At 36.9% G+C, this 23,550-nt stretch carries 17 protein-coding genes, 3 pseudogenes and 2 riboswitches; of the genes and pseudogenes, 6 read left to right on the top strand and 14 right to left on the bottom strand.

From position 1 onward, the window contains the following. Nucleotides 1-3: 3 nt before the first annotated feature. Complete coding sequence (locus ACE1MS_RS07130; protein WP_012293716.1) at nt 4-570, bottom strand: histidine phosphatase family protein; 567 nt, start codon at nt 568-570, stop codon at nt 4-6. A 485-nt stretch (nt 571-1,055) separates the two neighbouring features. On the opposite strand from ACE1MS_RS07130, the gene ACE1MS_RS07125 reads away from it, so the two are divergent. Then, a complete protein-coding gene (locus ACE1MS_RS07125; RefSeq protein ID WP_012293715.1) occupies nt 1,056-2,363 on the top strand; it encodes a GHKL domain-containing protein in 1,308 nt (435 codons plus the stop codon). Nucleotides 2,364-2,606: 243 nt separating this feature from the next. Here the strand turns inward: ACE1MS_RS07125 and ACE1MS_RS07120 are convergent, their stop codons facing one another. The 6 genes and pseudogenes from ACE1MS_RS07120 to ACE1MS_RS07095 all read right to left on the bottom strand — a co-directional run bounded on the left by ACE1MS_RS07120 (nt 2,607) and on the right by ACE1MS_RS07095 (nt 8,823). Then, nucleotides 2,607-4,070 carry a spore germination protein gene (locus ACE1MS_RS07120; RefSeq protein WP_200991075.1) on the bottom strand — a complete coding sequence of 488 codons (1,464 nt, stop codon included), beginning with the start codon at nt 4,068-4,070 and terminating at the stop codon, nt 2,607-2,609. A 150-nt stretch (nt 4,071-4,220) separates the two neighbouring features. Continuing rightward, nucleotides 4,221-4,688 (bottom strand): 6,7-dimethyl-8-ribityllumazine synthase, encoded by a 468-nt coding sequence (gene ribH, locus ACE1MS_RS07115; protein WP_008176574.1) that lies wholly within the window; start codon nt 4,686-4,688, stop codon nt 4,221-4,223. Nucleotides 4,689-4,714: 26 nt separating this feature from the next. Then, nucleotides 4,715-5,323: pseudogene (ribB, locus tag ACE1MS_RS07110) on the bottom strand (3,4-dihydroxy-2-butanone-4-phosphate synthase); the annotation flags it as partial. A 26-nt stretch (nt 5,324-5,349) separates the two neighbouring features. Further along, nucleotides 5,350-5,988, bottom strand: coding sequence for a riboflavin synthase (ribE, locus tag ACE1MS_RS07105; RefSeq protein ID WP_281486619.1), 639 nt, complete (start codon nt 5,986-5,988; stop codon nt 5,350-5,352). Nucleotides 5,989-6,168: 180 nt separating this feature from the next. Next, nucleotides 6,169-6,294, bottom strand: a riboswitch (FMN riboswitch). A gap of 117 nt (nt 6,295-6,411) precedes the next feature. Further along, a riboswitch (FMN riboswitch) is annotated at nt 6,412-6,537 on the bottom strand. A 93-nt stretch (nt 6,538-6,630) separates the two neighbouring features. Continuing rightward, nucleotides 6,631-6,909 (bottom strand): annotated as a pseudogene (locus tag ACE1MS_RS07100) (IS5/IS1182 family transposase); the annotation flags it as partial. A gap of 288 nt (nt 6,910-7,197) precedes the next feature. Beyond that, nucleotides 7,198-8,823: an ABC-F family ATP-binding cassette domain-containing protein gene (locus ACE1MS_RS07095; protein WP_036215370.1), complete on the bottom strand. Its 1,626-nt coding sequence runs from the start codon at nt 8,821-8,823 to the stop codon at nt 7,198-7,200. A gap of 598 nt (nt 8,824-9,421) precedes the next feature. Here ACE1MS_RS07095 and ACE1MS_RS07090 point away from each other — a divergent pair. The 3 genes from ACE1MS_RS07090 to ACE1MS_RS07080 all read left to right on the top strand — a co-directional run bounded on the left by ACE1MS_RS07090 (nt 9,422) and on the right by ACE1MS_RS07080 (nt 12,309). Further along, nucleotides 9,422-10,546 carry a YibE/F family protein gene (locus ACE1MS_RS07090; RefSeq protein ID WP_036215367.1) on the top strand — a complete coding sequence of 375 codons (1,125 nt, stop codon included), beginning with the start codon at nt 9,422-9,424 and terminating at the stop codon, nt 10,544-10,546. Further along, the gene (locus ACE1MS_RS07085; RefSeq protein ID WP_036166016.1) at nt 10,543-11,322 is read left to right on the top strand and encodes a YibE/F family protein; all 780 of its coding nucleotides are present in this window, start codon (nt 10,543-10,545) and stop codon (nt 11,320-11,322) included. Before ACE1MS_RS07090 ends, ACE1MS_RS07085 begins: the two co-directional genes overlap by 4 nt. Nucleotides 11,323-11,688: 366 nt before the next feature. Next, the gene (locus ACE1MS_RS07080; RefSeq protein ID WP_012293705.1) at nt 11,689-12,309 is read left to right on the top strand and encodes an HAD-IA family hydrolase; all 621 of its coding nucleotides are present in this window, start codon (nt 11,689-11,691) and stop codon (nt 12,307-12,309) included. Between the two features lie 33 nt (nt 12,310-12,342). On the opposite strand, the gene ACE1MS_RS07075 is transcribed toward ACE1MS_RS07080, so the two are convergent. The 3 genes and pseudogenes from ACE1MS_RS07075 to ACE1MS_RS07065 form a co-directional block, all read right to left on the bottom strand. After that, a complete protein-coding gene (locus ACE1MS_RS07075) occupies nt 12,343-12,717 on the bottom strand; it encodes a methyl-accepting chemotaxis protein (protein WP_243432671.1) in 375 nt (124 codons plus the stop codon). Nucleotides 12,718-13,400: 683 nt separating this feature from the next. Beyond that, nucleotides 13,401-14,396, bottom strand: coding sequence for a VanW family protein (locus ACE1MS_RS07070; protein WP_416277424.1), 996 nt, complete (start codon nt 14,394-14,396; stop codon nt 13,401-13,403). 397 nt (nt 14,397-14,793) lie between these two features. Further along, nucleotides 14,794-15,732: pseudogene (locus tag ACE1MS_RS07065) on the bottom strand (beta-propeller fold lactonase family protein); the annotation flags it as partial. Between the two features lie 410 nt (nt 15,733-16,142). On the opposite strand from ACE1MS_RS07065, the gene ACE1MS_RS07060 reads away from it, so the two are divergent. Next, entirely contained in the window at nt 16,143-18,635 is a 2,493-nt protein-coding gene (locus ACE1MS_RS07060) for a LuxR C-terminal-related transcriptional regulator (protein WP_447402790.1), read from the top strand. Between the two features lie 275 nt (nt 18,636-18,910). Here ACE1MS_RS07060 and safA read toward each other — a convergent pair whose 3' ends face one another. Then, entirely contained in the window at nt 18,911-19,519 is a 609-nt protein-coding gene (gene safA / locus ACE1MS_RS07055) for a SafA/ExsA family spore coat assembly protein (protein ID WP_031418022.1), read from the bottom strand. A 231-nt stretch (nt 19,520-19,750) separates the two neighbouring features. Further along, complete coding sequence (locus ACE1MS_RS07050) at nt 19,751-20,377, bottom strand: transmembrane-type terpene cyclase (protein WP_031418021.1); 627 nt, start codon at nt 20,375-20,377, stop codon at nt 19,751-19,753. 169 nt (nt 20,378-20,546) lie between these two features. On the opposite strand from ACE1MS_RS07050, the gene pgeF reads away from it, so the two are divergent. After that, nucleotides 20,547-21,308: a peptidoglycan editing factor PgeF gene (pgeF, locus tag ACE1MS_RS07045; RefSeq protein ID WP_012293692.1), complete on the top strand. Its 762-nt coding sequence runs from the start codon at nt 20,547-20,549 to the stop codon at nt 21,306-21,308. 44 nt (nt 21,309-21,352) lie between these two features. On the opposite strand, the gene ACE1MS_RS07040 is transcribed toward pgeF, so the two are convergent. Together ACE1MS_RS07040 and ACE1MS_RS07035 are read right to left on the bottom strand one after the other, a co-directional pair. After that, nucleotides 21,353-22,465 carry a Ger(x)C family spore germination protein gene (locus ACE1MS_RS07040; protein WP_012293691.1) on the bottom strand — a complete coding sequence of 371 codons (1,113 nt, stop codon included), beginning with the start codon at nt 22,463-22,465 and terminating at the stop codon, nt 21,353-21,355. Next, on the bottom strand, nt 22,462-23,541 hold the full coding sequence (locus tag ACE1MS_RS07035; protein ID WP_232900783.1) for a GerAB/ArcD/ProY family transporter: 1,080 nt from the start codon (nt 23,539-23,541) through the stop codon (nt 22,462-22,464). The genes ACE1MS_RS07040 and ACE1MS_RS07035 overlap by 4 nt, the downstream gene beginning before the upstream one ends. Nucleotides 23,542-23,550: the final 9 nt, after the last annotated feature.

Raw genomic sequence — 23,550 nt, 5'->3', positions numbered from 1 at the left:
ATCTCAAATTGTATCTAATTTTGCTAAATCTTCTAATGTCAGTTTTCCCAAAATTTCATACCCATGACCTAAGCCCTTAGGTTTTACAATAACGGTGCCCATACTCGAAATATCCCCTAGCCCCATATCTTTCGGAAAACTATGGCCAATCATGACTCTATTGATTCCCTTCGGTGGTTGCATTTCCATCATAGATTGAAAAGCCATTAAAATTGTATTTTGTTGAACAGTCGACAAATTTCCACCTAACATAAAGATCTCAAACAAAAAAGGGTCAATCTGTACCTGAACATTTGGAAAAGCCAACTGAGCTGTTTCAATCGTTCGACAGAAAGGACTAGCTGTGATAGGCGCAAGGATGGGGATTTGCCAATAACGTAGCATCTGGCCATAATATACAGCCTCATGACGACCTTGTTCTGATAAATTTCTTTGATACTGACAACTTTGAAATAGAGCATTCGCTTGATCTACACCTACTGTTGCAGTCCCATGCCTTGCATATAAAATAAGTCCTCCTTCTTTTAATAATTGCAGGAGATCCTTTTCCAATTCTTTCATCCCCTTCATTTTATCACTTTATTCTTTGTAATGTATGTCTTACAAATAGAAAAAAGCTCCCTATTTTTTAGGAAACTTCTTTCTTTTACAGGGAAATAAAGTAACGCTGTCGATCTCCACTTCTGGCAGACGCTCTCAGCAGGAGTCGCATTCCCTCGTTCCAATTAATTTTTCGATAAAGTACTTTATCTACCAAAAATATGGAACAGATGATGTATGACAGGCAAGGGATTTTTTTATGCGACCTTTGTTTCAGGAATTTTATGAACTTTCCTTGAGTATAGGAACTGAGACATAAAATGTGCTATTTCACCTTTTTAGTTTACTTTCTTGTAAAGGATTATTAAACTAGTGTTTACGGTGTGTAATTTTAAAGTCATATTGATTTTGTGTTTTATTTTATGTAGGATAAACAAGCATTGTTTGGTTTACAAACAAAAAATAGAGTTAATTAATATTCTAGAATATTAATAGATGAGGAAGTCCCGAGTTATATGAAAAATCCAAAAATAAAGCTTATATTAATTCTATCAACAATTTTATTATGTTTGTTTACAAGTTTAAACATCATTACATCCTATGTAAAAATTAAAAAGACCGTTGAAGAATCAATTGCTAATCAAAGTCTAGAGGCTGCCACTACCATTGCATCTTCCATCGATACCATTGCCTATCAGCAATTTTTAGATAATCCGCACAAGAATGATTATTATTGGGAAGTAAGAAGTTACTTAAATGATGCAAGGGTAAAGCTAGGTGCATTATTTGTTTATACATTACAGGTGGATAACCCAAAAGTATCAAAAGCAATGGTAATGGGTATGCCGAGTGAACTAAAAAAAGGATTTGAAATAGGTGAGGTTTGTACTGTTCCTGCTCAACAAGTAGAAAAAGCCTATCATGGTGAAACCTATGTTACAGAGGTAATCCATGATTCAGTCCACGGTTCTTATTTATCTGTTGGTGCGCCCATTAAAGATGATACAGGCAAAATAATTGGTTATCTAGGTATTGATATAAGCGCAGATACTTTAAATGGTATTAAAGGAAAAGTCATTGAAGATAACCTATTTATTTTTATTTTCAATGGTGTCTTTATTTTAATTGTTGCTGGTTCTTTTTTATTTTTACAAAGATGGTACCAAAAAGAGGTAGCGAAGGAAGTAGGCGCTACAGAAGATACTTACCAAGCAGAAATCAAAACGTTGATTACCTCGGTGTCTTCGTTACGTCATGATTTCACGAACCATATTCAAGTTTTACATGGCCTTTTACAATTAGAAAAAACAGATCAAGCAAAACAATATTTAGCATCACTGTCTAAAGAAGTACAAGCGATTAAATCTTTAAAATTAAATATTGATCATCCAGGTTTATCCATATTATTACAAACAAAAAAGCTAACTGCACAGAATCATAATATTGATATGGATTTTACCATCTCTCAGGGCGACTTTAATAAAATTAAAACGACAGATTTAATCAAGATTCTATCGAACTTAATTGACAATGCGATTGATGCTGCCAATGAATTGCCTGAGGGGCAACGTAAAATTATGATTTGTTGTCAAGCAAATGAAACACAATATGAATTTAAAATTACGAATACAGGACCGAATATTGTAGATGAGAATCAAATCTTTAAACAAGGATTCTCTACGAAAAAGCATGAAAATGGTAAAATCCGAGGGCAAGGTTTATTTATCGTGAAAGAAATTGTCCATAAATATCATGGAGATATTTCAATTGAATCATCGAAACATCTTGAAACGACTGCCATCGTCCATATTCCGTTCAAATAGCTACAAAATGTAGAGACCATTAGACAAAGGCCATTGAGAAAATGATTCTCAATGGCCTTTGTTTTTTCTCATCCTCGTACGCATAGTAATAGAAGTACAGCACGGCATAACAACTTTTTCGGAAAGAGCAAGAGATGCGGCTAGACCCCTTCCGTAATGAAAACCAACGGCCTCATGTTATTTCCATGAAAAAGAAAGAAAAAAACCTTTTGAGCTTGTCTACAGCCAAATATTAGTCAACGGTCAGACACCCTGATTTTTTTTTGCCTTTTTAGTAGCTGTTCGTGTCCGATCTTGTGGTTTTAAGAATGGTGGTCGTAGACTATAGCTCTTTGGCGATAGACGTAGCAAGGACTTGCCGATATCCCCCTTATCGTAATCAGCACTAAAATTTATATAGGGCACACCTAAAACACGCATATTTGCTGCATAAAGGATAATAAAAAAGACTGAAATAAAAAATCCAAACAGACCCAAAAAAGCTGAAAATAAAATGATGATTAATCGGAAAATACTCATTGCTGTCACAAAGGCTTGATTGACTAGTGTAAATGCAGCAATACTTGAAATCGCAATGATAACAATCATCGAAGGGCTTGTCACACCAGCTTTAATCGCAGCATCTCCAATGATTAATCCTCCCACCACACTGATTGAACCACTAATCGCACTAGGCAAACGCAAATTGGCCTCGCGAAACATTTCAAACATAAAAAGCATCATCATTATTTCAAGTATTGTCGGAAATGGTAATCCGGTTCTTGACTCGACCACTGTCGCAAGAAGAAGATATGGAAGCTGTTCTTGATGATAGGTGGTTACGGCAAGCCAAAAACCAGGAAGTAACATACTGATCAGTATTCCAAATATTCGGAGCACCCGTTCCATTGAACTAACGATGATGGGATATTCATTGTCCTCAGATGTTTTAAAGAGCAGCATAATATTGGCCGGAATAATCATGGCATACGAAACGCCATCGATCATTATTAGTATTCGTCCTCTCATTAATGCCTGAAGAGCAAAATCTGGTCTTCCCGTATAATCATGTCTAGGGAGAACTTTAGCCGTTTGTTCAATTGCCTCCATCAGCAAATCGCCATTAACGACAATATCTGTATCAATTTTTTGTAATTGTAAACGGATTTGTTCTAGCATATTCAAATTCACAATGTCTTCCATATATAACACAGCTACCGTTGTTTTAGAGCGTTGACCAATCTCTAATGTTTCTACACTAAATGAATTTGTAGGTAAACGTTTTCGTAGTAAAGCTATATTAATAAATACATCTTCAATAAAATCATCTCTTGGCCCTTTCACAACTAATTCAAGCGTTGTTTCCCCAGGCTCACGATTAGGTCTATTTGAAATATCACTGGAATAAATCAAGTGATCTTCCTCAAAATATAATAAGACGTGGCCTTTATAGACTCTTGTAATAATATCCTCTTTCTTCATGACCTTTTGTAAATAAGGAACATGAAGATGCTGTTCAATTAGTTCTTCTAACGTTTCATCAGAACCACTATTAAATAAGGATTGGACACGTTCGACTACAACGGTTTGAAGAAGTTCTTCGTCTATCATGGCGTCACAGGTTATCATATGGACGGTATGTTGCTGAAATTTATACTGTTGGAATATCACATCAGCAGAGCGTTGAAATAGTGATTTCAACATTTTCAAATTCATCATTTGTTCCATTGAAATACTTCTCATCTCCTACTGAGCCTGCTCAAATTTAGTACATTTATGAAAACTTGGACGTTTAATAAATATACTTAGGCATATTTTTCCCATGGATATAAAAATTATTCAAGCAACCAGTACGGTGATAACCTATTCAGTATGTTCTTAGCCAATCATTTTTTGTAGATTCGCCATCTCAATTGCCGATATTGCCGAATCATACCCTTTATTACCTGATTTTGTCCCCGCACGTTCAATCGCCTGTTCAATATTTTCTGTTGTAACAATACCGAAAATAACTGGCACATTGGTCGTTAACGATACATTTGCTATACCTTTTGCCGACTCATTACATACATAATCATAATGTGTTGTAGAACCGCGAATAACCGTTCCTAAACCAATAATCGCATCATATTTTTTTGTCTCTGCTAATTGTTTCGCAATAAAAGGCACCTCAAAAGCTCCAGGCACCCATGCAACATCAATAGATGCTTCATCAACACCATGTCGCTTTAACCCATCCATTGCTCCATCTAATAATTTGCTTGTAATAAACTCATTGAATCGACCTACAACTACTGCAATTTTTAAATCCGTTCCTATTAATTGTGCTTCAAATGTTTGACCCATTTTTTATAACTCCTTTGTTAGTAGTTTGTTGTTAATGTTTGGCTACGATAAGCGGCTAACGCCTCAATGGAAATCATTTTTAAACCATGATGTGCTGCATACTTTGTCAGTTCTTCAAAGCGCATCATGTGACCATCGTCTCCCATGATTTCACAAATCACCCCAGCAGGAATACTATGACAAAGCTTAGCTAAATCAATGGTCGCCTCCGTATGGCCTCTTCGCTCTAAGACACCGTTATCCTTTGCGATTAATGGAAAAATATGTCCTGGCCGACGAAAATCAGTGTTTTTTGCTTGAGACTTCAGCATCTTTTGTATAGTGAAAGCCCGGTCAAAGGCACTAATCCCTGTTGTTGTGTCTATATGGTCGATACTTACGGTAAATGCTGTTTGATGGTTATCCGTATTATGCTGAACCATTGGGTGCAGTTCTAGCTTATGTGCTAGCTCCTGCGAAATCGGCGTACAAATTAAACCTCTCCCATAAGTCGCCATAAAGTTAATCGTTTCAGGAGTGATATATTCAGCAAGTGCAAGAAGATCCCCCTCATTTTCCCGATCTTCATCATCCACCACGACAATCACTTTCCCTTGTTTTAAATCCTCTATGGCATCTTCAATTGCATGTAGCACTCTTGTCATCTCCTTATTATGTGATCTTAAAAACCATGCCGTGCCAAATAATCTCTTGTTATCATAGACTTGTCTTGCCCGTTCTTCAATTGGTTTACAATATACTTACCTACTAAATCTGTTTCAATATTGACGAATGCGCCAATTTTTTTCATGCCTAAAATTGTTTCCTTGTAAGTATGAGGAATCAGTGAAATAGTGACATAATTCGATTCAACATGAAAGATTGTTAAGCTTGTGCCATCAATCGTTATGGAGCCCTTTGGAATACAGAAACTTGTTAGTTCCTCAGACAATTCGATATCAATATAGACCGCGTTAGCGACTGGACGCTTTCGTAAAATTTTCCCAACTGCATCAACATGGCCAGCAACAAAATGACCACCAAATCGCCCGTTCGCAGGCATAGCACGCTCCAAATTAACCGGATCGCCTACTGCAAGCTGATGTAAATTTGTAGCTTTGACGGTTTCAGGCATGACATCCATCGTCAGCTCTTGATTCGTAAAATGGGTCACCGTTAAACAAACTCCATTGACGGCTATACTGTCCCCTAGCCTTACATCTTCTGTAACTTTTGAAGAGTGAACAGTGATTTTCATACTGTTCTTATTGCTTTGCAAGGCTTTAATAGTGCCAATATCCTCTACAATACCTGTAAACATTTCTTCACCTGCTTTCACTCATTTACGTAGCTTTTATCCGTCACTCTTTCTTTTCTATCCGTCTCCCTTCTGAAGCTTCTATAAAAAGAAAAACCCCTTTCACAAAGGGGTTTTGGGAGTATAAGACATCAATAAATAAGCCTACTTGGATATACATTTTTTCCATAGACTAGTATCTTATTTGTTCTTCTCCCATCCAGACTATCACTGTCGGTTTTGGATTTGCACCAAATCAGCTTGCGCTCACGGACTTTGAATAACTTCATCACCGCCGATTGGGAATTTCACCCTACCCCGAAGAACATCTTCTATTCAATTGATTGGCTAAATAAAAAACTTCCCTACAAGTTTGCGGGAAGTAGTGTAATAAATGCATAATCAAATAGACCTTTTAAATTACATTGAATTTAAAAAGCTCGCACTTATACCCTTCTCCCATCCAGACTGTTACTGTCGGTTTTGGATTTGCACCAAATCAGCTTGCGCTCACGGACTTTGAATGACTTCATCACCGCCGATTGGGAATTTCACCCTACCCCGAAGGATCATTTTATTTAGCTAGTTCTTACGATAACACTATTTAATTATATTATCTATACTTCTGTCTGTATTTTTTAAAAAAGGTGCCACCCCTTACTATAGCTCCACATACGACGCCCAAATATGACGTTGAATGAGTTTTTGATGATGCTTACTTTCTGTACATTAGGAAAGGCTTGGACACTTCGCACAAATCAAAGGATTCGATTTATATTGGCGATATCCTTCCTTCGTCGTTGTCGCATACTTCAATATCTGCCCTTGTTTCAAAGGTAACAATAATAATGCCCGTCATATATACTCATGCTTTCGGAAGAATCCATCTTTCATTTTAGGACGTGTATATGGAAGAACAGGCAACATTTGATTCTCTAACAAATAAATATATAGTCTACATGGAGAATTTACTTTTCAATACCCTATGTAGAAGTTGATGGGAACGAAGGGCGGCGACTCCTGCGGGAAAAGCGGGAAAGTCGAGATCCTGGACTGAGCGAAGCGAGGGAAGCAGCTCGACCCCGCCCGCGGAAAGCGTCCGCCTGTAGTGAAAATCAACGGCTTTACTTTATTTTATTGTAAAAGAAAAAAGACTGTAGTCAAACTCTCAAATTTTTTGAGTTTGTCTACAGTCTGAGCCACCTCTTACTATAGAGGTGGCTTCTTAGTCCTTTAATGACTTAACTTTTGAACATAATCATTATAATTTCCTGAAAAGGCGGTCACACCAGTTGGAGATAATGCTAGTAATTTATTTGCTAGCTTATTAAGAAAATAACGATCATGAGAAATGCATAATAATGTGCCATCAAATTGCAAAAGCGCCTTCTCCAATACTTCCTTGCTAAATAAATCAAGATGATTGGTCGGTTCGTCCATTATAAGTACATTTGCTTTTTGCAAAATTAGCTTTGCTAAGGCTACACGCGCTTTTTCTCCACCGCTAAGGGAGGCTATCTTTTTAAAGACATCTTCTCCCGTAAATAAAAAATTACCAAGCACTGTCCGTATTCTTGCCTCTTCCATCGAAGGGAAGGTACCCCATACCTCTTGTAATATTGTATGATTAGGATGTAATGACTCTTGCTCCTGATCATAATAACCTATTGTCACACCATTTCCCCATGCAATAACGCCACGATCCGGAGTTAATTCATGTAACAATGCCTTCAATAACGTTGATTTTCCAACACCATTTGGGCCTATTAATGCGACCCGTTCGCCTCTATATAATGAAAATTCAATATCTTCCATTAATATTTTTCTGCCCGCATGTAACTGATAGGAGAGTGCTAGGTCCTTTACCTTCAGTACTTCTTTATGTGAATTCTTATCAGTAGCAAATGTCATTTGTGCATGTTTTTGATTCTTGTGCGGCTTTTCAAGACGTTCTATCCGTTCAAGCTGTTTCCTTTTGTTCTTGGCACTTTTTGAGGAAGTAGCCATAGCAATATTCCGTTGAATATAATCCTCCATTTTTGTGATTTGCTGCTGCTGCATCGTATATTTCTTCTCCAGCAGTTCACGATCTTTAGTCTTGCTTTCCACATACTTAGAATAGTTACCGCTGTATTTTGTTCCATGAGTACGTTCAATCTCATAAATCTCATGGACAAGGGCATCTAAAAAGTAACGATCATGTGAAATAACAAGAATGGCCCCTTGATAGCCACGTAAATAACTTTCCAGCCAATTTAAAGTCGCAAAATCCAAATGGTTGGTCGGTTCATCTAACAGTAACAAATCCGGCTGCGTTAATAAAATTTTAGCAAGTGCCAGTCTAGTTTTCTGACCACCACTTAATGATTCGATAAGTGTGTCTGTCGGTGTACTACTAAAGCCCATCCCATTTAACATACTATTTATTTTTGCCTCGATGTCATAGCCTCCCTGTTGTGAAAACCAATCGGATTTGCTAGCATATCTCTGCATCACTTGTTCCAGCTTTTCAGGGGCATTTAGATAAGAAGACTCACTCATCTGCATTTCCAACTCTCGAAGTTCCTTTTCAACCTCTAGAAGCTCCGTAAATGCCCCAAGCATTTCAGTCCAAATCGTATGGTCTGGCTGCAATCCACTATCCTGTTGCAAATAACCTAGTTTAATTCCTTTCCCCCTATAAATATCGCCTTCATCATAAGGAATATCCCCTACAATCATCTTTAGTAGCGTGGATTTTCCAGCTCCATTTACACCTATAAGTCCAATCCGATCGCCACGTTCCATTTTCATCGTTATGTTAGAAAGAATGGGCTCTCCCAAGTAGCTCTTACTAATTCCATTTAATTGAAGTATCATTTTTTCCATCTCCTTATTTATTTTATCCATTACTAATAAGCTAATCGCTCAAGAAATAAATGGACATATAAGGTTACACATCACTTTTCACTCCTTTCAAACACAAAAAAGGTGCCGTCATAAAACGGCACCTTCCACCCCTCCTATGAACAAGAGGGCATGTTAAATTTTACTATTAAACAAAAAAACGCCGTTAAGAACCGGCGTTTTTGTATCTATACATCTCATTTGATTGGATACTATCAGTTTTAAAGAAGGCTAGAAGCAACCGGAACCTGCATCGATATGAAATTTGCTTAAAAAAGGGCATACTTCTCCCTTTGCCAGCAAACCTCCACAAAGATTGTAAGATTTCACCACTATTTCAGTTAAACCTTTTGCACAAACAGTTCCCATTACTTCGTCCTCCCTTCGATTTTATAGTATCCACTAATCTACCATAAATCTTTCTAGATTACAAATGTCCTCTCACGTTCTTATTCTTATATGCCTTGGAATATGGCACGCCTATCGTTACACTTAATAATATATCGGAACTTACTATTGTTAAAATCGTTCCTGTACAAGTGACTATTCAGTCCACTAGGAGGTCATTCCCTTGCAATTTTTAAGAAACTTAACAATTAAACAACGTATTTTCTCTGCCCTATTAATACTCGGCTGCGGAATATCGATCTTTTTCGTTCATCATAATGAACAGTTTTATGATCGACCGATTGCTGAAATATTGAATGTCAAAGTGGTAGAATCAAAGCCTCTAACAGACATGTACGACAATGACGATACTTTGTATACGCAGCAAATTAAGGCTGTACTTAAAAATGGGCAGCACAAAGGACAAATAATTGATTTGATGAATGACTACTCTTCGTCTGGAGCCTTTGATCAAGAATACTTTGAAGGCAATGAAATTTTTGTCGCAATAGATGCACATTCGACACAGTCAGATTTAACGGGGACCATTCTCGATTTGAAACGAGATCAAACAATCATGATTATCACTTGGACTTTTATCTTTGCGCTACTCATCATCGGAAAAAGACAAGGTTTATTTGCCATTATTAGCTTAGTCGTAAATGCCAGTATTTTAACATTTGCATTAGACCTTTACGTAAAGCATGGCAGCCTCAATTTATTATTCATCAGTGGTGTGTGTGTCCTATTATTTACTGTTATTTCATTGTTACTGATTAGTGGATTGAATACGAAAACATATGCAGCCATTGTAGCTACTCTTTTAGGGACAATCATAGCCCTTAGTATTAGCTCTGCTGTGATGTGGTTGACGGGAGAAAGCGGCCTACGCTATGAGGAAATGCAATTTTTAACACGTCCCTACCGAACTGTTTTTATGGCTGGTTTATTCATTGGTTCACTTGGGGCTGTTATGGATGTCGCGATTACTATGTCCTCTTCTATTTACGCCCTATATGAACAAGACTCTCGTATTTCTTTACAAGCTTTAAAGGCATCTGGTCAGGAGATTGGAAAAGACATTATGGGTACCATTACAAGCATTCTATTCTTCGCGTATATTTGTGGCTCCATACCAATGGTCATCCTCTATTTGAAAAATTCATCTACATTAGGACTCACTCTATCCTTGAATCTTTCATTAGAGCTAGCTCGTGCCCTTGCAGGGGGTATTGGAGTAGTCCTGACAATACCTATCAGTCAATATACAGCTATTTTTTTTATTAATCGAAAGAGGGTTAAAGAATGAATGTTATCGTTGTTTTGGCAATTATTTTATGTTTATTGATGGTGGTAGTTGGAGGTAAGCAAGGCCTACGCTCGTTTCTTTCTTTATTTTTAAATTTTGCTGTTCTCTTCGTGACCATTTTCCTCATGACAAACCCTAAAAACAGCCCTATTATTCTAACGTTTATTGCTTGTACTGTCATCAGTTGCATTAGTTTGTTTTATATTAATAAAACAAATAGTAAAACCATTACTGCATTTATTTCGACAATGGTAACGATTGTTGTTTTATTGCTTTTTATTACGTTTATAACGAAAAAGGCCATGATTCAAGGATTTGGCGAAGAATCAACAGAAGAAATAAGTATCTTTTCTCTCTATATCGGTGTTAATTTCGTGCAGATTGGTGCATCGGTCATTATTATGAGTACGATAGGTGCCATTATGGATGTTGCCATTTCCATTGCTACCTCTATGCATGAGATTTTTTATCGCAATCCTTCAATCAGTAGAAAGACACTTTTTACATCTGGAATAAGTATTGGGAGAGACATTTTAGGAACCGATACAAATACTTTATTTTTTGCTTTCTTTGGTGGCTATTTAAGTTTATTGATATGGTTTAAGGATCTCTCTTATTCGATTGGCGAAATCGTCAATTCCAAAGTCTTTAGTGCGGAAATGATGACAATTTTTTGCGCAGGCATCGGCATTGCACTAATTATTCCTATTGCCTCCTCCGTCAATGCTTATTATTTAGTAAAAACACGACAAAAAAAGAATAGCTCTCTCCCATAAAAACAGAACTATCACTTTGTCGTGATAAGTACTGGAGATAAAGTGAGTACCTCTTTGCCTTTATGGTTTGAAACGTACAACACACCTAAAATGGTATGCAAATTTGTATTAGCCCTAACATAAAACACAAAAAGAATTAGGTAGCTATAGAGGGTGTCTCATAAGAGTTTTGAGACACCCTCCTTTGTTGCATCTTTTCCATTGCAAACCCAGCATTTTCTGATAATATTTACCATAAGATGATTACGTAGCTTTTAAAATGACTGTTGTCCATGTTTCATGACCTAACAATTGGTCGCCCATTCCATGTAACATTTTTAAGCATAAAACGTCAATACAACTAGATAATAAAGGAGAAAGTTTGCAATGAAAACTATAATTTTTGATTTTGATGGAACGTTGGCAGATTCAACTGCTGTGTTTGCATCAGCATGGAATACATTAGCACAAAAATATAAATTTAAAGGAATTGAATTGAAGGAAATTGATACATTAAAAAAATTATCGATTTCAGAACGTAGTAAGTTATTTGACTTTCCAATGTATAAATTACCTATGATTTTACCGCAATTTTACAAGCTATATCGCCAATCATTAAACGATGTTCATCTTTTTGCAGGGATGAAGGAAGTATTACTCGAACTCGATAATAGAGGATATAAGATTTTGATTATCTCTTCTAATTCAAAGGACAATATTGTAGAATTTCTCAAAATAAATGGCATTCACTGTGTTACAGATGTCCTTTGCTCCAATCGTATTTTTAGCAAAGATAAAGTCATGAAAAAGTTTTTGAAGGAATCAAATGTTTCATCATCTGAAGTGGTATATATAGGTGATGAACAGAGGGATATTGTCGCGTGTAAAAAAGCAGGCATACCTATTATATGGGTAGAATGGGGCTATGACGCAATTGAAGTCATACAAAACGAAGAGCCAGAATACAAAGTAGCGACACCCGATGAAATTTTAGAGATTATTTTATAGCAGGATAATAGCCCTTCACTCGGCTATTATCCTTTAAATTTCATGTCTTTGATTTCGCCTAATCTGCATTAACTTGTCAGCAGAATTATTTACCCCTTTATAAGGATCGCTTAATTCATGCATACTCGTCGCAAATTGCTGTGTAAAGGCAGCAATTTGATTAGCAGAAGCAGTCACCTGATCAATGGATTGTTTAATGCTTTCTAATTGTTTCGTAATACTATTCGCACTTTCTGTATTGCTCTGGAACATTTTTTGTATTTCAGATGCGACAACTACAAAACCACGTCCATGCTCACCCGAACGAGCTGCTTCTATCGACGCATCCAAACCAAGATTTTTGGATTTCATCGCTAAATCTTTTACCAATTGAACAATCACATTTATTTGTTCAATATCGCCTGCCAATCAATACTTTCCTCTGCACTTTGTTCAGCTATGTCATTGACCTCACTATCGATTTATTGGATTATCAGGATTCGGTCTATGTAATTGCCATGATTCAGATAACGTTATAATGGGATACAATATTTAATCCAAATGGGAGGATTACAAGAGCACAAATAGCAGGTGTAGTGGCAGTATTGAAACTGTATGTACACAAAGACACAACAAAATTTTCAGGCATCAGGCAACGGCAAAACATTTACAGATGTTTAAACTTTCAATTGAAAACGTAACTGCTATAGGAATTATGGGAACAAGTACCAATACGTTTAATCTGAATGATACGTTAACACGTGAACAGGCAGAAAAGTGCTCAACCAACTATTCGAAAGACCAGCTCTAGATAGAATTACAGCACCTTCATTTAAAGACTCACCTTCAACACATTGGGCAATCGGAGAAATTGAAGCAGCTGTAACAGCACAAAGGATAAAAAATAAACAAGAAAATATAATTCGGGGGAACATTGAAGCTATGTAGGTTTTGAGGTGAATACAGTGTCAATAAAGCCCATCGCTTCTATAACAGCCAGTAGTTTTGATGCATTGTCTATTTCTCTCCCTAATGTTTACTATATATCCAATTTTAACTATATCATGCCAGTTAAAAAAGACACCAACGTCCTATGGTGTCTTTTCACAGCATTATTCCTTTGTCAATATTTCTACATATTTTTCAGCTGTTCGTATGTCAATCGTCAAAAAATTTTCTCCATAGGTTGTTTGAATTAAAAAAGGAACATCACTCGTGTTCTGAAACCTAAAATCCAAGCTCCCATAGGAAACAGTCGCATCCCTTCCCTTTGGCACATATCCTATATCCAAGGAATGATGGTGACGTTCTACATATTTAACTCGTAGTTGATCCACTGCATTAAACAGGGTTGAAGAAGTTTGACAAACGCCCCCACCAATGCCCATAACCACTTTTTTATTAATAATTTCTGGTGCAGGCTGATAGCCATTTGCTTCATCTCGAGGTCCGACCATCGTATTAAATGAAAAATGGTCCCCACTACCAACGATGACATTATTAATAGCCTCCGCAGAAAGCTCAATATTTTTATTTCTTCCTACGTCAGCGCTATTAAAATACGTCGTATAGGATGCCACAGCGACCTCTTCTAAAAAAGGAATGTCCTCTAATGAATAGCCACTTTGAGTCAAATAAAGAGGTACCTCCACTTGACCACCAGTAGCAGAGGCTTCTAGAATTTTCTCCACTAATTCACTTTCCTTTAAAATCATTTGCGGCCTTCCCTTAATAACCTTTCCTGCTTCATCCAATCGATCGAGCATCATGCGCTGGTCATAGCCTTCCTTCTCACTAGTCCCTCTTGCTAGTTCCTTTGCTAACTGCTCAATATTCCGCTGATAGGCTTGCAGCTCTGTCTCATAGCCACTATCCTTCGGTGAAATAGTTTCAATAATCTTCTTTGTCTTAGGATCTACAATCTCTATAAGAGCCGATTCCTTTTGTGGCACTTGCTCATAGGTAACTGTTTTTTTCAATTCTTCGATTTGCTGTTTTACTTGTTGATTTTCTTCCTCTATCCTTGCGTCATTGTTCGAATTTTTTTGGCAACCTACAAGTCCAACTATACATAAAACACAGAACGCGGAAACCCACTTTTTTTTCAACACAAACACCTACCTCTATGGTCATACTACAGAGACATCTTATTCATATATTGCCTATAGTGTGTGGCTTTTGTAGATATTTATTTGTTCTGTTCAAATAAAACTTCACTCACAATCAGGATTTGTTTACGATTGAGGATTACAGTTGATAAGTTATGTAACACTAGGGTAGCATGGCACCAATAGTTAGAAGTAAACGACCGCTACCCCCATTTTACGCTCTTCGATTATGTGTAAATTTTTCATAACGTATTCTTTCCAGTTCTTAACCCAATTTGGTTCAACTGGCACGTCCTGCCAAGGAATGAAGCGCTACGAGTATAAAAAGTTACAGTTTTTTGAAACAATTAAGTCACAAGCACATAATCGTGAATGAAAATAACTTGCTTTTTCCATCCTATAGACAAATTACCCCTGTATCTATACCAGTCGGTCCATTAAACCCTGGGATTGTATCCACTACCATATTGGTAGCTATATCTATGACAGACACTGTATTGTCAGTTTGATTTGTGACATATGCAAAAGTACCATTCGGCAGGATCGTTACTTGGTCAGGTGAAGATCCAACAGGGATTGTAGCTATCACCATATTGGTCACTGTACTGATGACAGATACAGTATTACTACCTTTATTGACGACGTACAAAAATGTACCATCAGGTGTAATGGCTGCTCCTACAGGTCCGGTTCCTACAGGGATTGTACCCACTACTGTATTGATTGCAACATTAATGATAGATACATTATTGCTATTTTCATTTGTCACATACGCAAATTGCCCACTCGGTGTGAAAACAATGGATCTTGGGCGGATTCCAACAGGGATAGTAGCAACTACCATATTGGTTGCTGTATTTATAACAGATACATTCCCTGAATTTTCATTTGCCACATAAGCAAATGCACTATTCGGCGTAAAAGCAATACCTTGAGGTTGGAGCCCTACTGGAATAGTGGCAGTTACAGTATTAGTTGCTGTATCTATAACGGATACAGAATTAGCTGCTGGACCATGGTTTGAAACATAGGCAAGTGCTCCATTTGGTGAAATCGCTACACCAAGAGGCTCATCTCCTACCGGAATCGTAGTGACTACCGTATTGGTTGCTGTATTAAACACAGTTACATTATCGGAGAAAAGCGCTGGCACATACCCAAACGCACCATTTGGTGTAATCGCTACTTCTAGTGGAGCAGTCCCTACTGGAATGGTGGCAACTATCATATTGGTTGCTGTATCTATTACTGAGACTCTGTTATCAGGAGTTTCTAATTGTCCAGCGTCTGTTACATAGACAAGATAGTTACAGCTTGGTGGTACCGGTAAAAAAGGGTGATTACAACGACAAGGGCAACAAAAACCGCAGCAATGGCAATGACAACCTGGATTTGATTTCAACTTGATTCTCAAAAATTTCGGTTCTTTTCTCACACTGAACTACCTCCCTGACATATATGGCTACTATATGCCCACAGAAATAGGTTTCTTGTACATTCACCTAATCTAACTAGTTGTAATTAGTTGCTTTACTTTTAAATGCTAGTTTTTTGGGGAAGATATGCGCTACACCATGCTGAAATTTGAAGATAAAAAGAGGAAGAACGTTTGACTTAGTTTTGAATGTCCACCCCATTAAAATAATTAAAGAAGGAAAGGATAGGACTATTAACATACGAAAAAATGATAATAGTTTAGTACAATGTAAATTGTGGAACTTTTCTGAACTAAAGGAGGAAGTTAAGATGCCTCAAACATTATTATCTTCTAAAATAACAATGCCACATCAATCACCCACTTTAATTGAAAGAACACAATTATTCGATTTATTAGATCAACATATACATGTGAAATTAACCATTTTACGTGCTCCTGCGGGTTATGGAAAAACCAGTATACTAAGTAGCTGGCTTAAAAATAAAAAAGAAACCACTGCATGGGTCTCTCTAGATGCTGCTGATAATGATCCTATACGTTTCTGGACATATATTTTACATGCTATTGCTAGGTCATCTAAAAGTAACATGCATCAAATTCTTACACCACTTCTAAACTCCCAGGACTCTGCAACGCTTGAATTTTTTATCTATTCTCTAGTAGAAGAAATAAATGTCCTTCAACAGCCCATTTCGATTGTACTAGATGATTATCATGTCATAGAGAATCCAGTTATTCATCAACTCATGATACAATTCGTAGAGTATTTACCTAGTCACGCCCATATTTATATGTCCTCTCGTTCTGTCCCCTCACTACCAATAGCTAAGTGGCGGGTTAAGCAATGGACACATGAAATCCATTCTGGACATTTACGCTTTACTTTACAGGAGGTGAAGCGATTTTTCTCCTGCAAACATGTCCCTACCTTCAATCACCAACAGCTGCAAGCTATTTTAGATAAAACAGAAGGTTGGGTAGCTGGATTATTGTTAACTAGCTTTGCGAATGACCATGAAATTGGATCGTTTGAAGAAACTGCACAGCCCTTTATTTCAGAATTTCTATGGCAAGAAATTATTCATAACCTACCATCTAAAACACAACAATTTTTGCTGCGCACTTCCCTATTACAGGAGTTGGATCCTGCTATTTGTGATCAATTGACAACGCAGACAAATAGTCTTGAACAATTGGAGCATTTGGAAGCTAAAGGACTTTTCACCATTCGGCTGCAATCCAAACAACCTATTTTCCGGTACCATCATTTATTAGCGGAAGCTTTGCAAATGGAATTAACAAGACAATTTTCGAAGCAGGACATACATAATCTTGTTCTAGAAACATCTCAATTCATTTATGGTCAAGGGGATTATATTTCTGCCATTGAATTAGCACTTAAACATGGACAATACGAACTAGCGACGCCATGGATGACCGAGCATCTTGTTCAGCTTTTTTTATCAGGTCAGACAGCAACCTTTATGCGGTGGTTGCACCGGCTTCGTCGTGATCAATATGAAGTCTCCTATGAAATGCTAGTCATCGGCTTTTTAACCTCGATTTCAACTATGGAAGTTGAAACTGCGTCATCTCTTATGGAGGAACTTGAATTACGCCAACTGACAGAACAATGGATGGAGCAAGAGGAACATGCGGCCATGACCTATATTTACGAAAGTGCTAAGGCTTTTGCCATCGTTGCCTCTGGTGGTGATTTACAGATGGTTGAAGAAATTATGAAAAAACAGCTCGCAAAAGGACACATCCCCTCTAGATGGGATCATGTGCCTATCCCCTACAATAGTTTTGAATATAAACTTTTACGAACGAGCATTGGGTCGAAAGGAAAGCTTCAAACAATGGAGCAAGGAGCTGTAATAAGTGAGCTTTTTCGAGAAACGTCTTTACAAACTGCTAATGTCACCGCTTTTAGCTATGGTGTTGCCGCCGAATCTTTATATGAACGCAACCTAATAACGTTTACTCATAAAGAAATTGAGATGGCGCTTAAGTTAGGCCATCAATTACAAGATCTTGGATTATGTATTCCGATGTATCTTCTTAAAGCAAAAATCTATATACAGCAAAATCAGATAAGTTCAGCTCTTGCTATGCTGACCCATCTATTAGAGGATGTCACTGAAAAGCATTGGCGTACATCTATACAAATTATGCTAGCCTACTGTCATATTAACGCTGGTGATAGTCATCAGGCTGAGATAATCTTACAGGCTACGAAAACGAAACAACCCTTCTGGCTCATCGTATACGCCCGTTTACTATTATTGAAGGAACTGCCGAACGAAGCCTTAACGAGCTTGATCCAAGTAAAAATAAAAGCACAGCAGGAGGAGCAAATTGCTACAATTATTGAAGCCACAATACTAGAAGCAATTTGCCAATATCATATAGGTCACCAAGAACTTGCCTTAGAAACTTTACACGAGGCTTTCGTACTTGCAGCACCCTACTATTATGTTCGATCATTTTTAGATGAAAAGGATTTAGAACCCCTATTAGCCATTTATTTCGAGCAGCTTCATAAACGTTGGGATTCCGTCCCTACTGTTTATTTTAATTATCTGAAAGAAGGTACTACATTCCATTCAAAAGCCCCAGTAATGCTAACACAACGAGAAAAGGATATTTATGGCTTACTAGTAGATGGTATATCTAATCGTGAAATAGCAAAGCGCCTGCATTTATCAGAAGGAACTGTTCGTGTTTATTTATCTACCATTTATAGTAAGCTTGGGGTCAACTCACGCGCTAAGGCGATTGCCCTCAAAAATCATTGAAGCTCATAAAAGGCATCATTGACTGGTACTGATGCCTTTTACAGTTAAAATTAATAAAATTATTAATTTGATTCGACTTTTTTAATTGTTGCTGTAGTATACTCATAACTTTTACTCTATTGTCGATTTTATTATTCAGAGTAGGTACGTTCTAAATAGTTCTTCACTCTGATATATGTTAATAATGCATTGCTTTTATACTAGCTTCTAGGAGCAATCAATTGTGAAGTAACAAAAAACTGCCCAAAATCCGTCTGATTTGGGCAGTTCTTCTTTTATTTTTGTATAAACATTTGCGTCCAGTAGTTGCCATCCGCTACATACCCTATACCGATATGTGTATAGTTTTTGCTGAGAATATTAGCACGGTGACCTTCACTGTTCATCCATGCTGTAACGACTTCCTGTGCCGAGCGTTGACCCTTGGCGATATTTTCACCAGCTGATTGATAAGAAATACCGAAGTTTTTCATCATCGTAAATGGCGTACCATACGTTGGGCTTGTATGGTCAAAATAATTTTTATCATGCATATCCTGCGACTTGTATTTAGCTACTCTTGATAACTCCCAATCGTCTTGTAATGCCGAAAGACCTGCTTTCGCACGTTCCGCATTAACCCGTTTAACGACCTCTTGTTCAACGCTTGCTTGTTCCTTTACAGGGACCATTATTTTTTGACCAGGATAAATTTGATTTGGATTGGCAAGTTGTGGGTTTGCATCAATTAATTCTTGTACTCCTGTTTCCGTTTTCAAAGCGATTTTCCAAAGAGTGTCACCAGATGAGACTGTATAGGATTCAGCCGCCATTGCCCCCACTGGTAGTAATAATGAAGCTGCAATAACTGAAGCAAGTGCTGCTTTTTTTATTTTTTTCAACATGTCTATCATCCTTCCTGTTTGCTCTTCTAATATCGTAAATAGTTTCAGAGCAATAATCATCACAAAATATTTGGAAGGATTTTTACAAATACATGACAGATGAACTACAAAATTTGACGAATCCCTTTTTAACAACCTTTATGAAGATGCACCTTGTCATCAAGTTGCAATATCATTGTAATCAACAAATATTACCAATTATATAAACCACCAATAGTTACCTAATAATCACTACTTCGTCGATAATTTCCTCTTCATTTTGTAAATTAGTAAAATATAGAGACAGTCATAAAAAAGAGTAGCCATAGAAATAATGGTCATGAACGGTGTACGGAAATAGAGATAAAAGCCAATCGCAGCAAACAAAGTTCCAATCATCTTACAGACTGCAATGCCCATAGATTGACCATCTAAATTCCCTCTTCGTAATAATAATCCGATAAATAACCCAGACATCATGAGATTTTGCAAAAATGCTGCATACTTCCCTTCATAATCCTGAAATTGATGAATAATCCCAAAAATCATCAACATGCTGAACATTAAAGTGACTAAAAAAGAGGCATACAATAATTTTTTAGAGAGAATTCTTCGATATTCGGGTGGCGCAAATCGTAAAAATTGCATCAGTATCACGACATCTAAAACGAGCCATGTGAGCGTAATCAATCGTTGAAGGTCATTTTGTGGGTAAAGAAATGTAAAGATAAATTCCCATGCAATATTGGCACAAATAGCAACCATTGGCATACCGTATTTTTTATCCTTCCATCCTTTATAAATAACTAAAATATATGTAATGATCCAGAAAAGACCCATGCCTAATTGACAAATTAATAAAATATCTAGTTGAGGCATCTTTTTATTCTCTCCTTCCACATAGGATTCCCCATACTATATGTGAAGAAATCTATTCATTATGTCTAAAAGTTCGCTAGTAGGGTAAGGGAAAGTAGTAACAAATATTCAAGGGAGTGGAACCTATACATTCGTAGTGGAATCTTATATAGTAAAGCGGGGTGATTGAATGAAATCAAAAATATATGTAGATAATGATCAATTTATCGCTGGAACTACCTTAAAGGATCCAATGGAATTAGAGCATAATAATATGGCTTTGCATACTTGCGATAATATCCATGATGTCATTGACAATCGTCAACAATTAGCCACAACTTTGAACTGCAATCTGCAAGATTTTATTTGTACAGAGCAAACACATAGCGCCAACTTTCATCGAGTAACATTTGCCGATAAAGGACGTGGCGCTGAGCAAATGGATACAGCAGTGAAAAACACAGATGCTCTTTATACGTTTGAGCCTAATTTATTATTATGCAGTTTTACAGCCGATTGCGTTCCTGTGATTTTTTATAATGCTGTCAATGGTTTAGTGGGCGTCATTCATTCAGGCTGGCAAGGTACTACCAAAGAAATTACACCTAAACTGTTCCAGCATTTGTTGGAACAAGAACAATGCCGACCTGAGGATTTTCACGTTCAAATCGGTATGGCTTTAAGCCAGCAAAAATTCGAGGTAGATGCTGATGTGTATGAGAAGTTCCGCAGTCTTGGTTATGCAGACGATTTTATGTATTTTAATGCAGCAACGCAGAAATATCATATTGATAATCAAAAAACTGTGAAAAAGCAATGTGAACTTGCTGGTATTCCATCTGAGCAAATCCAAGTTGATGCCACTTGTACATTCCTTAGCCCTGATGGCTTCTCCTATCGTCAGGACAAACAGGCAGGCAGACATTTAAGCTTTATTATGCGAAAATCTTAAACAAACGAAAAGGACAATCCACTTCAGCATAAGGATTGTCCTGCTTATTTTAACGTACCAGTACTAATAATCGACGTCTCAACATGTACCTCTGTTTGTAATTTGCTAATGACTTCCCTTGTTTTTTTGGTCGTCCACTTGCCATGATAGTACATTCTAAATTTTTCACTTAGCCCACTAGGATCGACATCCATATTTTTTAGTTTATCTAAAAACTTGGTAATATCCTCTTCTAGCTGCTTATTTACATCCTTCTCTAACCGACTAATGCTTTCAATCGTATTCAACTCGTATTCTCTCGACCCTTTGTATTCGCTTAACGTTCCTTTAATCTTTAGGCGAATGATGAGCTTTGGTGAGTCAACATTCTTATTACTTTGCATTTTAATAGAGCTCTCAATTAAATCAATCATCAATTTTTCCTCCCCATATCCCTCATGTAGATCTAAATGGAGAGGTGCGAGACTTTTTCTTCCTAGTAATGCTTGAACAATCAACGCTTCCTCAGGCTTAATCACTTCATGCATATGGTTCCCCTTAAAAACAGCAACACCTTTAATTTCAATTTTATCATCGCGTTTTTCAAGATATGGGATGATTGTATCCGTCACAGGATTCGTTATTGTATACATAAAATCATGAATATTCGTATTCGGATTAAATGCTGTATTTATACTGGGTTCCAATAAATCATTAATGTAAATATTAATGTTTGGTTTATCCGGGTAATTTCCCTTTATAATGGCTTCTGCTTTGTCCTTCACAATAGCAATGAGGACTTTATTGCCCACCTCAGCATTCCTGTATAGATGCTGAATGACATTTTGTATCTCACCTTTTCGTGCAAAATCTTCATTAACCAGCACAACTCGTAATTGGTTAAAGACAATTTTTTTATCCGAAAGCTTTTCGATTTCTACGATGCCATTCGATACAAGATCTGTAGACACCGAAAAAATTTGTGTTTTTTGTTGTGCCTCTGGGGAATATTGAGGAATAGCGACCGTTAATTTCATTTGATCTTCATCCATATAGTCGAAAGCCATTATCCCAACCATACCAATATCCTCTAAAGGTACCTTCAACTCTTTTCTTGAACAACCAGCTAATAATAATAAAAGCGCAAGTGTGATGCTTAGTAGAAGCTTTCTATTCATTGTTGCACCTTCTTTTTTCGAACTATATAAATCATGCTTAAGAAGATTGGCCAAATAATTAGCATATACCCAATATAATTACTTGCTGTAAAAAGTTTCTCTTGGAATTCTCGAGAAAATGGCATTCTAATAATCAAAAAAATGATAGCGGCAATCACATATAATTGATAACTATTTTTCTTTTTAAACAACGTATCCACGCCTAATTTGGCACACCACACATAGGCAGTGGCCGTGGATAATATTAAAAATACCCATAACGTTATACCAATAATATCGATTCGTTCCACAAAGGTAAGTTCGCCGGCTTTAAATAAATTTAAAACGGAAAACTCTACGTTTTTCAACTGCCATTCAGAATAATAGATGACGCTTACTACTGTCGTGAAAAAACAAAGGAGAATACTAATCCAAATACCAATCAATGAATGACGAAAGGCTTTTTTTTGATCGATTATATATGGAAAGTAAAACATAATTAATTCATAGCCAAGGACTGATAAATACCCTTCTTTAAATGCATTAAAGAAATCTAGCCCACTAAAATTGAATAAAGGGAGTAAATGACTTACCTCCCCTTTTTCAATAGCCCACTGTGTAAAATAGAACATGCCGATTGTAATAAAAAAACTCATCATGCAAAATCTGGCGATAGATTTGATACCACCACTTACAATATATATCAGCAACAGTAAGAAACACAGCACAGGCAATGTGATGGTTTGCTCTTGTAACGCTGTACTTTGTATGAGATGCATATAGTTGCTAATAATTCCTGCACTAAAGATAATAAATTGAATGACAAACAAGAGATTAAGGCTTTTCCCTAAGACTTTCCCGAAAAGAATTTCATTGATACGAAATAAATGTTCATTCGGGTATTTAGAGCAAAGCCAAATCATCGGCCAAAGAGTTAAGGTAGCGATAATACCGAATAATACGGGCATAAACCACTCGGTATAGCCCATAGCACTTAATTTTTGTGGCAATGATAGTATGCCGGTCCCTACCATAATGCTCTGGGCCAAAAAAATGACGTGATAGCGATTTAACATCTTTACGTTAGCTGCGCTCAAGTCTTTTAC

It is taken from the genome of Lysinibacillus sp. fkY74-1, assembly GCF_053165895.1.
Note: the sequence above shows the minus strand (reverse complement) of the source record. Positions and strands in the feature narration are given on the sequence as shown.